This is a genomic window from Nocardia suismassiliense (assembly GCF_900269665.1).
Taxonomy (GTDB): Bacteria; Actinomycetota; Actinomycetes; order Mycobacteriales; family Mycobacteriaceae; genus Nocardia; species Nocardia suismassiliense.
Genome location: NZ_LT985361.1, coordinates 3,156,558 through 3,164,296 on the forward strand (window position 1 = coordinate 3,156,558; position 7,739 = coordinate 3,164,296).

Annotated in this window: 7 protein-coding genes; 5 read left to right on the top strand and 2 right to left on the bottom strand. The window is 66.8% G+C overall.

Annotated features, from left to right (window positions below; translation table 11 throughout):
- Positions 1–91: 91 nt before the first annotated feature.
- Positions 92–1,345: a threonine--tRNA ligase gene (gene thrS, locus DBO33_RS14230; RefSeq protein ID WP_107655451.1), complete on the bottom strand. Its 1,254-nt coding sequence runs from the start codon at positions 1,343–1,345 to the stop codon at positions 92–94.
- Positions 1,346–1,654: 309 nt separating this feature from the next.
- Positions 1,655–2,311: a YybH family protein gene (locus tag DBO33_RS14235; RefSeq protein WP_234390832.1), complete on the bottom strand. Its 657-nt coding sequence runs from the start codon at positions 2,309–2,311 to the stop codon at positions 1,655–1,657.
- 143 nt (positions 2,312–2,454) lie between these two features.
- Between DBO33_RS14235 and DBO33_RS14240 the strand changes: the two genes are divergently transcribed.
- The 5 genes from DBO33_RS14240 to DBO33_RS14260 all read left to right on the top strand — a co-directional run bounded on the left by DBO33_RS14240 (position 2,455) and on the right by DBO33_RS14260 (position 7,702).
- Complete coding sequence (locus DBO33_RS14240; RefSeq protein ID WP_107655452.1) at positions 2,455–2,829, top strand: DUF4186 domain-containing protein; 375 nt, start codon at positions 2,455–2,457, stop codon at positions 2,827–2,829.
- Between the two features lie 155 nt (positions 2,830–2,984).
- A complete protein-coding gene (locus DBO33_RS14245) occupies positions 2,985–3,932 on the top strand; it encodes a winged helix-turn-helix transcriptional regulator (protein WP_107660266.1) in 948 nt (315 codons plus the stop codon).
- Positions 3,933–4,009: 77 nt separating this feature from the next.
- Positions 4,010–5,470 (top strand): carotenoid oxygenase family protein, encoded by a 1,461-nt coding sequence (locus DBO33_RS14250; RefSeq protein ID WP_107655453.1) that lies wholly within the window; start codon positions 4,010–4,012, stop codon positions 5,468–5,470.
- Positions 5,467–6,456, top strand: coding sequence for an LLM class F420-dependent oxidoreductase (locus tag DBO33_RS14255; protein WP_199856612.1), 990 nt, complete (start codon positions 5,467–5,469; stop codon positions 6,454–6,456). The genes DBO33_RS14250 and DBO33_RS14255 overlap by 4 nt, the downstream gene beginning before the upstream one ends.
- Positions 6,449–7,702 carry a thiolase family protein gene (locus DBO33_RS14260; RefSeq protein WP_107655454.1) on the top strand — a complete coding sequence of 418 codons (1,254 nt, stop codon included), beginning with the start codon at positions 6,449–6,451 and terminating at the stop codon, positions 7,700–7,702. The genes DBO33_RS14255 and DBO33_RS14260 overlap by 8 nt, the downstream gene beginning before the upstream one ends.
- Positions 7,703–7,739: the final 37 nt, after the last annotated feature.

A 7,739-nucleotide genomic window follows, 5' to 3' on the forward strand; every position in this document is an offset into this window, starting at 1 on the left:
CCGCGCGGACGCATGACGCGCACACCGCGCTGCGGCAGGTGCGTGACGCCCGTCAAAGGGGCGTGGTCAGTCGGCCACCGGTAGCCCGGGGTTATTCGGACCACAACCTGGTGTCGCGGCTTTCGATCAATGCGCGAATATGTGCCACTGCGGCGTGCACCGGTTGGGCAGGCAAACGGCGTCCATCTCGCAGCCGTACGGCAACTTCGCCGTTGCTGGTCTCGGCGGGGCCGAGGATGAGCTGGTATGGCACGAGCCGGGTTTCGCGTACCCGGGCGGCCAGGCTCCCTGCGTCCGCGTCTATCAGTTGCACGCGTAAACCGGCTGCGCGGCAACGGTCACGAAGATCGAGGGCCGCGGACCTCTCGGCCTCGTGTATCGGCAATACCACTGCCTGCAGTGGAGCAAGCCAGGCGGGAAAGGCGCCGCCATGTTGCTCGATCAGGTGGGCAACGGCACGCTCGACACTGCCGATGATGCTGCGGTGCACCATGACCGGCCGATGTTTGGCGCCATCGGCGCCGGTGTAGTGCAGGTCGAACTGCTCGGGCTGGTAGAAGTCGACCTGAATGGTGGACAGAGTCGATTCCCGACCGGCGTGATCGCTCACCTGGACATCGATTTTCGGGCCGTAGAACGCGGCCTCACCCTCGACGGCTTCGTAGGGCACGCCGGATCGGTCGAGTACCTCGCCCAGGATTTTGCTCGCCTGCCGCCACATATCCGGCGCCGCAACGTATTTCCCGCCGGCACCGGGAAGCGACAGCCGGTAGCGCTCGGTGCTGATACCCATCGCCCGGTACGCCGAGCCGATCAATGCCAGCGCGCCGGCGACCTCCTCGCCAACCTGATCGAGAGTGCAGAAGATGTGGGCATCATTGAGCTGGATGCAGCGGACCCGAGCCAAACCACCGAGCACTCCGGATAATTCGGAACGGTACATCGCGCCGAGCTCAGCCATTCGCAGCGGAAGCTCACGGTAGCTGTGCGAGCGCGACCGATACATCAGCGCGTGATGCGGGCACAGGCTGGGGCGTAGCACCAGCTGCTCGCCACCGAGGTCCATTGCCGGGTACATGTCGTCGCGGTAATGCGCCCAGTGCCCGGAGATTTCATACAATTCACGTTTGCCCAGGACCGGTGAGTACACATGCTGATAGCCCGCCTGTCGCTCCACAGTGCGGATGTACTCCTCGAGGCTGTGGCGCACGATCGCGCCGTCCGGTAACCAGTACGGCAGCCCGGCCCCGATCAACGGGTCGGTATCGAACAAGCCGAGTTCTCGGCCCAATTTTCGGTGATCGTGCATGCGGATCTCCTCCTGCGAAAGGGCGGATGAGCGCACGGAAAAGCCCCGGGCATCCGCCCGGGGCTTTGATCAGAACGTAGTTCAGCGCGCCGGGACGTCGTCCGGCGTCGTCGTGAATTGAGCGCGCTGCATGCCCAGCACGCTACACCCGCCGGCTCCTGCGCGACAACGAATAATCGGCTCTCACAACCAGGCCGCACGTTGCCGCGGACAGCTCGAACCGCAGCCGATGACTCTGCTCGATCGACCGGCTCTCGTTCGGCCGCACTGCGTTTCACAGCGGCCGCTCGACGGGGGGCGTCGAGGGTGGTCTCAGGTGAGGTGTTGAAGCAGCGGATGGAGGTGTTACGCCGGTTTTCCAAACGCTCCACGCCGCAAGCTGAGACGCGTGCGCACGCTGCTGGTGACCAGCCCGAATATCGAACGGCCACCGCCCCGAGCGGGCGCGTCCTTCTCGGAGGCGAACCAGATCTGAAAGTTCGCCGGGTTGATCGGGATCGAGATGTGCTCGTGCGTAATAGCCCAGGTGCCATTCAACCGTCGCAGGCAGACCGTTTCTCGCACCCATATCGGCAACTCGATCCCGCCTCGGCGCTTTCCCGAGTCCAGATGAAGCATGTTGGCGAAGGCTGTGTCTTCGGTGGTGACGATGGTCAGGTCGTGCGTTTCCAAGCCGATGGGGCCGACGTACCCGTCGAACCACCGCAAGAAGTTGCGGCGCACCTCGTCGGCCCCGGTGAATCGCAAGGGTGCTACGGCGTCGTAATAGACGATGTCAGGTGAGTAGAACGACATGAGCAGATCGATGTCCCTCGACCGCTGCGCATCGGTGCGGCGCTCCAGGAACGCCCTGATCTGAGCTTCATTCGAGGTCATCGTGTCTCCGTTCGGGATGGCCGGCCGCAAGCCGGTTACCCGGCAGCAGGCCTTGTGCTGTCGGTAATCCGACGATGCGGCCGGAGAAAATGTGAGGCGATGTCGGACAACGCCGGCAACAACCACACCGGCTTCTCACGGTCGAGCAGGGGGCTGCGGTTCTGGTGCGGATGGCCTCAGGCTGTGGTGGTCTCTACTGATAGCGTCTGTTTCGTGACTATCAGGGCGACGCTGGTCGGTTCCGGGCGGCGCTCGAATATCTCAGACCTATGACGGACGAACTCGACGACCGACTGGACCGGATCGGCCAGCACCATTTCCGCGCGAAGTTCCGATTACGCGGACGGGACCGCGCGGTTGTCGATCTGCGCGGGATCAACACCGTGCGCAAGCACGCCGAGGATCTGATCGCTCGCAGGCTGGCCCCGGCCGAACCGGCCAACGACGGTCGGCAGACGCCCTATCGCGGACACCCGGTCTTCGTCGCTCAGCACGCCACCGCGACGTGCTGCCGTACCTGTCTCGCGCGCTGGCACGACATTCCGGCCGGGCACGAACTCGACGACGCCGAGCGGGCTTACGTCGTGGAGGCGATCTGTCGATGGATCGTGAAGCAGTACGCCCCCAACCAACCGCCCCCATGACGGGCAGGCGGGACAGTGGCCGACGAGTCCGGCGGCTTCAGTCGGCGGCGTGCACTAGAGGTAACCTGCGGCCGAGCCTCCACTGTCAGCAGCAATTTCCACTACAGTTAACGAAGTGCAAATCGTGGACGTGAAATGTGGAGGTGAACGCGCGGATGGCGGATGAGCCGATCGGTGCCGGGCGACCCACTCCGCACCCTGTCGCCGCGACCTTCGACTTACTCGGCGACCGCTTGACGCTGACAATCCTGCGCCACGCCTTCGTCAACCGCACCAGCCGGTTCAACCAGTGGATCGAGCGCACCGGCGCCCCTCCCGCCGTACTCACCGCGCGGCTCACGGCCCTTGTCGACGCAGGCGTTCTCGTCCGCACACCGCAAGCCGGGGCCTCGGACAGATTCGACTATCTGCTGACCGACCTGGGCCGCGCCACTTGGGAAATCCTCGTCTCCCTCTGGGGCTGGCAGCGCGAATGGACCGCCGAGGGCGCGCTGCACCCCGACTTGGTGCACGACGCGTGCGGACACCGGGGACCGCCGGTGCTGATGTGCCGAACCTGCGGCCACCCGGTGACTCCGCGCGACACCGATGTCGAACTCGGCGACGACGCGTTGGGGCGCTTCACCTCCAGCGGCAGGCGCCGCGCCCGCGCCCCCGTTTCCGCGCGAAGCGATATGCAATTCGACGAGGTCATGGCCGCGATCGGCGACCGATGGAGCGCCACCGTGACCGGTCTCGCGCTGGCGGGCATGCGGCGATTCGGCGATTTCCGCACGGCCATGAACATGTCACCGACCACGTTGACCGAGCGGCTCACTCGCCTGTGCGAAGCCGAGATCCTGTACCGATCCGGCGAAGGCGCGGGCCGCGAATATCGGCTGACTCCGCGTGGGCGCGCGCTGTTCCCGATCTTCGCTTTCCTGCTCGCGTGGTCGGCACGGGCGCATCCCGAAGCGCCCGAACCGGGTTTGCGTATCCGGCACCGCGCGTGCGGTGCCGACTTGGTGCCGGCTCTGCGCTGCCGCGGCTGCGACGCCCGACTCGAGCGCACCGACGTCCGGTTCGAACCGGTCTCCCAGGCCGTTCTCGACCGCCTCGCCTGATCGGCCGACCAGGCACTCTTGACACCCTGCGTTGAGACGCGTATCACTTCATTAACTGTAGTGGAGGGTAAAGCATCGTGACGCTCAAGGAAGAACTCATCGCGCCGGCCGCGCAAGCACTGACCAATCCGTATCTGGAAGGCATGTACGCGCCGACCGCCGACGAGATCACCGCAACCGACCTCGCCGTCCTGCACGGCGAACTGCCCGCCGACCTCGACGGTGTCTACGTGCGCAACGGCCCCAACCCGCAGTTCGCACCCCTCGGTCGCTACCACTGGTTCGACGGCGACGGCATGTTGCACGCGGTGCATTTCGAGAACGGCAAGGCCACCTACCGCAATCGTTACATCCGCACCACCGAGTTCGAGGCCGAGCGTGCGGCGGGAACGGCGTTGTGGCGCGGGGTGATCGAGCCGTGGGACGACAACCCGCCGGGCGACCGCAGGGAACGCAACTCCGCCAACACCGACGTCGTTTTTCACCACGGCAATCTGCTCTCGCTGTGGTACCGCTCGGGCAAACCCTATGCGCTGGACCCGATCAGCCTGGAGACCCGCGGCGTCGACACCTTCGGCGGCACGCTGCCCGGCGAGGTATCCGCACACGCCAAGGTCGACGAGCGCACCGAGGAGTTCATCTTCTTCGACTACGGCATCCACGCGCCGTACCTGCGCTACGGCGTCGCCGACCCCTCCGGCACGGTCACCCACTACACCGGGCTCGAGCTACCGGGACCGCGGCTGCCGCACGACATGGCGATCACCGAGAACTATTCGATCCTGATGGATCTGCCGCTCTACAACGACCCGAGGGCCGCCGCCGCGGGCCGGTTCAAGCTGTTCTTCGACCGCACGCTGCCCAGCCGTTTCGCGGTGCTGCCTCGCCGCGGCGACGGCACGCAGGTGCGCTGGTTCGAGGCCGCGCCCGGCTACATCTATCACACGGTCAACGCGTGGGAGGACGGCGACGAGATCGTCATGGTGGTCTGCCGGGTCTCGAAGCCGAGCCCGGTATCGGACCGCGCGAACCCACTCGCACAGCTGCTCGCCTACCTGCGACCCGAGGCGAAACTGCACAAGTACCGCTTCGACTTACGCACCGGCGCCACCATCGAAGAGGTCATGGACGACGTCAACACCGAGTTCCCGGCCATCGATCAGGGCAGCACCGGGCAGCGCGGCCGCTGGTCGTATCAGATGCGGCTGTCGGTGGACAGCACCATGCTCTTCGACGCGGTGATCAAGTACGACCTGCGCACCGGCGCCAAGCAGACCCAGCCGTTCGGTGACGGAATCTTCGGCAGCGAACTCGCCGTGGTGCCCCGCCCGGACGCGCGCGACGAGGACGACGCCTGGCTGACCATGTTCGCCTTCAACAGCCACACCCAGCTGTCGGAGGTATGGATCTACGACGCCGCCGACCTCGCCGCAGGACCGATGTGCCGCCTGGGCTTGCCAACTCGCGTGCCCCTCGGTTTCCACGCCACCTGGGTCAGTGGTGACCGGATGCGCGCCGCCGCGCAAACCGCCGAGTGAGCACCGACCGGCCCCGGCTGAGCGTGAGCCTGCCGTATTGGCAGGACCGCGATCCGCTGGATGCCCTCGCCGTCGCCGAAGTGGCCGAGAAGTTCGGGTACCACCGGCTGTGGATCGGGGAGATGGCGACTTTCGACGCGTTCGCGCTGGCCACCGCCGTCGGAATGGCACCCGGCCGAATCCCGCTGTGCCTCGGTCCGTTTGCCGTCGATGTCCGCAGTCCCGCCACGATTGCGATGGGTGTGGCGAGCGTGGCGGCGCTCACCGGCCGGTCCGTCGACGTCGCCATCGGCAGCTCGAGCACCGTGGTCGTGAGCGGCTGGCACGGACGTGAAAGAAACCGCACGGCAGTACATCTGGAGGAAACGGCGCGCATCCTGCGTGGGTTGCTCGCGGGGGAGAAGGCCGATTTCGATGGCGCGGTGGAGCGCATCAAAGGCTACCGGCTCCGGCTTGCGCCGACGCACTCGTCGATCGCCGTGGCCGCCTTTGGTGCGCGTGCGCTGGTTGCCGCCGCTCGCACAGCCGATCGTGTGGTGCTGAATCTGGTTACGCCGGAACAGGTGTCGCGGTGTGCCGAACTGGTGCGGACGGCCGCCGCCGACGCGGGCTTACCGAGCCCAGCGATCTCGGTGTGGGTCACCGCCGCAGCGGACCCGACCGCCGACATGCGCGCCACCGTGCGCCGCGGTGTGGTGGGCTATCTGCGGGCGCCCGGCTATGACGCCATGTTCGAGGAGGCAGGCTTTGGCGAGGTGGTGCGGCTGGCGCACAGCGGTGCACACCCGCGCGATGTCCTGGCCGCCGTGCCCGACGAATTGCCCGCTGCCGTAGGCATGTTCGGCGACGCTGCCGCATTGGCCGACCGCCTCGACGCGTATCGCCGCGCGGGTGCCGACGAGATCGTCGTCGTGCCTGCCACTTCGGCCGAGGATCCCGCCGGTCACCACACGCTGGAAACGCTGGCGAGGATCGACCATGACTGAAGCCTACATTTACGACGCCGTCCGGCTGCCCAGGGGACGAGTTCGTAAAGCAGGCGGCACGCTCGCCGAGGTTCCGCCGTACGAACTGTTCGCACAACTACTCAGCGCACTCGAAAGCCGCTCGCTGAGTGCGGATTCCGTCGACGACATCCTGGTCGGCATCAGCACGACGGTAGGGGAGCAGGGCGGAAACCTGGCCCGTGCCGCGGCGCTGTGGGCCGGCTGGCCGGACCGAGTGCCCGGCGGCGTCGTCTCGCGGCTGTGCTGTTCCGGACTCGACGCCATCGAGAGCGCCGCAGCCCGGGTCGCCGCAGGCTATGCGGGCGTGATCGTCGCGGGTGGGGTGGAGTCGATGTCCCGGGTGCCGATGCTGTCGGATCGCCCGGCCATCACCACCGACACCGATCTCGGTGAACGCACCGGTTTCGTAACCATCGGCGTGTCCGCCGACCTCACCGCCGCCTCCTACGGCATCACCCGCGCCGAACTCGACGCCTACGCAGTGCGCTCACACCAGAAGGCAACTGCCGCACCAACTTCCGAGTCCATAGTGCCGGTACGCAAAGGCGGTACCGTACTGCTCGCCGCGGACGAGGGCGCTCGGCCGGACGCGAGCAGCGCCGCTTTCGCCGCACTACCAGCCTTGTTCGGCGACGACCCCGCATGGGAGCGGGTAGCGCGCCGCCTGCCCGATTCTCCGCGCCCCGCCGCCGGCCTACACACCATCGCGACCGCGCCGCAGCTCGCCGACGGTGCATCCGCGGTGGTCGTGGGAAACGTCCGCGCGGCACGGCTACTCGGTCGGCGGCCGATCGCCAGGATCATCGGCACCGCACAGACTTCCGTGCGCTCACCACTGCTCACCGCCCCGGCCGCCGCGGCGCGGGTAGCACTCGCGCGAGCAGGCCTTACTGCGGCCGACCTGGACGTCGTGGAGGCCAACGAATCCTTCGCCGTCACACCGATTCTGCTCACCAGAGAGCTCGATCTCGAGGAGGACCTGGTCAACCCGACCGGTGGCGCACTCGCCGTCGGCCACCCCCTCGGTGCCACCGGCGGCAACCTGATCGTCCAAGCCCTCGACGCACTAACGCGCACGGGCGGCGAACACGCGCTGATCACCATCCCCGCAGCCCTAGGTCTGGGCTCCGCGGCGGTGCTGCGGCGTCTCGAATCTGCCTCATATACACCTCCTCGAGCCCACGAGGCTAGGCATGCATTCGTTTGCCGACTTCCGTCTGAATAAACCATGGCATTTGGCGTTGCACCAAGCCCATGCCCGA

Coding starts and splice junctions, on each gene's coding strand:
- DBO33_RS14240 (WP_107655452.1), top strand. CDS start 2,455: ATGACGGACGAACTCGACGACCGACTGGACCGGATCGGCCAGCACCAT.
- DBO33_RS14245 (WP_107660266.1), top strand. CDS start 2,985: ATGGCGGATGAGCCGATCGGTGCCGGGCGACCCACTCCGCACCCTGTC.
- DBO33_RS14260 (WP_107655454.1), top strand. CDS start 6,449: ATGACTGAAGCCTACATTTACGACGCCGTCCGGCTGCCCAGGGGACGA.